This window comes from Streptomyces sp. UH6 (genome assembly GCF_013421635.1).
Classification (GTDB): domain Bacteria; phylum Actinomycetota; class Actinomycetes; order Streptomycetales; family Streptomycetaceae; genus Streptomyces; species Streptomyces abyssomicinicus.
This window is the reverse complement of the sequence record NZ_JACADT010000869.1, coordinates 1-2,415: the sequence shown is the minus strand read 5'-3', so window position 1 is coordinate 2,415 and position 2,415 is coordinate 1. Positions and strand designations below refer to the sequence as shown.

Here is a 2,415-nt window from a genome sequence, read left to right as displayed (position 1 = left end):
CGCGGTGGACGCGGGCGCCGAGGACGGTACGGCCACCGTCGCCGTCATCCAGGGCAACGTCCCCCGGCTGGGCCTCGACTTCAACGCCCAGCGGCGTGCGGTGCTCGACTACCACGTCCGGGAGACCGAACGGCTCGCCGAGCGCATCGACGCCGGTGAGGCCGAGCGGCCCGACCTGGTGCTCTGGCCGGAGAACTCCTCCGACATCGACCCCTTCGCCAACGCCGACGCCGCCGAGGTCATCGACCGGGCGGCCAAGGCCGTCGGCGTGCCCATCGCCGTCGGTGGCGTGGTCGAGCGGGACGGCAAGGTCTACAACGAGCAGATCCTCTGGGACCCCGAGAAGGGCCCGGTCGACACCTACGACAAGCGGCAGACGCAGCCCTTCGGCGAGTACCTGCCCCTGCGCCCCGTGATCGGCGCGATCAACGAGACCTGGACGAGCATGGTCCGCAGGGACTTCAGCCGTGGCGACACCCCGGGCGTCTTCCGGATGAACGGCACCGGCGTCGGGCTGGTCACCTGCTACGAGGCGGCCTTCGACTGGGCGGTGCGCGACACCGTGCAGGCCGGCGCGCAACTCCTCTCGGTGCCCAGCAACAACGCCACCTTCGGGCGCAGCGAGATGACCTACCAGCAGCTCGCCATGTCGCGGGTGCGGGCCGTCGAACACGGCCGGACGGTGACCGTGCCGGTGACCAGCGGGGTCAGCGCGATCATCCTGCCCGACGGCCGGGTGACCGCACGCACCGGCATGTTCGTGCCCGGGACGCTGGTGCAGCAGGTTCCGCTGCGGTCCTCCAGCACCCCGGCGACGACGCTGGGCACCCTGCCCGAGTGGGCGCTGGTGGCGCTCGCCGTCGCGGGCGGGACGTGGGGGGCCGTCCGCACCGTGTCGGCCAGGCGCGCCGGAACGGACCGATAGGGTCGGACCATGGCAACCCCGGACTTCATTCGCACGCTCCGCGCCAGCGCCGGGCGGCAGCTCCTGTGGCTGCCCGGCGTCACCGCGATCGTTCTCGACGGCCAGGGCCGCGTCCTGCTCAACCGCCGCGCGGACACCCGTCGCTGGGCGGTGATCGGAGGCATCCCCGAACCGGGGGAGCAGCCCGCCGCCTGCGCGGTGCGCGAGGTCTTCGAGGAGACCGCGGTGCACTGCGTCCCGGAGCGGGTGCTCAGCGTGCAGGCGCTCCAGCCGGTGACGTACGGGAACGGCGACGTCTGCCAGTACATGGACATCACCTTCCGCTGCCGCGCCGTCGGCGGCGAGGCCCGGGTGAACGACGACGAGTCGCTGGACGTGGCCTGGTTCCCGGTCGACGCGCTGCCGGAACTGGACGAGTTCGGGCTGACCCGGATCAAGCAGGCGCTGTCGGATGCCCCCACATGGTTCGACCCTATGAGCTGACGGGGAAGTATGGGCGCTGACCACATGGGGCGGCTGAGAGGCGCTGCCTAGGGTCGGACCATGACCGAGCAGCCCAGCAACCCCGGTGGGGGCGTCGACACCCCCCTCGACCCCTCCTCGCTCGACCTCTCCGGGCGCACCGCCCTGGTCACCGGCGCCGCCGGCGGCATCGGCCGCGCCTGCACGCTGCGGCTGGCCGCCGCGGGCGCCACGGTGCGGGCGGTGGACCGCGACGAGGACGGCCTCGCGGAACTCGCCGGGGAGGTGGCCGGGCTGAAGGGGACCGTGGAACCCCAGGTCCTCGACCTCACCGACCTGGACGCCGCCGAGCGTGCCGCCGGGGGCGTCGACGTGCTGGTCAACAACGCGGGGCTCCAGTTGGTGCGGCCGGTGCACGAGTTTCCGCCCGAGGTCTTCCACACCGTGCTCACGGTGATGCTGGAGGCGCCGTTCCGGCTGATCCGCGGCGCCCTGCCGCACATGTACGAGCAGGGCTGGGGGCGCATCATCAACGTGTCCTCCGTCCATGGGCTGCGCGCCTCAGCCTTCAAGTCGGCGTATGTGTCCGCCAAACATGGGCTGGAAGGACTGTCCAAGACGGTGGCGCTGGAGGGCGCGCCCCACGGCGTCACCTCCAACTGTGTGAACCCCGGCTATGTGCGCACACCACTGGTCGAGAAGCAGATCACCGACCAGTCGGCGGTGCACGGCATCCCCGAGGACCGGGTGGTCTCCGAGATCCTGCTGCGTGACACCGCCGTCAAGCGGCTGATCGATCCCGCCGAGGTCGCCGAGACGGTGGCCTTCCTCTGCGGCCCGGCCGCCGCCACGATCACCGGGTCCTCCTACGTGATGGACGGCGGCTGGACCGCGCACTGACCGTCCGTGCGGGGTGGCGGAACGCCCGCCGCCCCGTGCCCCGAGCGGCCGTCGTCCACAGGGGTGTCCCGGGGCCCCGGCCATGGTGAATCCTGTGCCCATGTCCCACGATCACCTGCGGAGCGGGC

Annotated in this window: 3 protein-coding genes; all 3 read left to right on the top strand. The window is 72.2% G+C overall.

Translation table 11 applies throughout. The features are described 5' to 3' along the window. Nucleotides 1-925: apolipoprotein N-acyltransferase (gene lnt / locus HW445_RS26935; protein ID WP_180223480.1), on the top strand; the 925-nt coding region annotated here is incomplete at its 5' end. A gap of 9 nt (nt 926-934) precedes the next feature. Next, nucleotides 935-1,408 carry an NUDIX domain-containing protein gene (locus HW445_RS26930; RefSeq protein ID WP_180223479.1) on the top strand — a complete coding sequence of 158 codons (474 nt, stop codon included), beginning with the start codon at nt 935-937 and terminating at the stop codon, nt 1,406-1,408. Between the two features lie 60 nt (nt 1,409-1,468). Then, on the top strand, nt 1,469-2,287 hold the full coding sequence (locus HW445_RS26925; RefSeq protein ID WP_180223478.1) for a 3-hydroxybutyrate dehydrogenase: 819 nt from the start codon (nt 1,469-1,471) through the stop codon (nt 2,285-2,287). Nucleotides 2,288-2,415 lie beyond the last annotated feature (128 nt).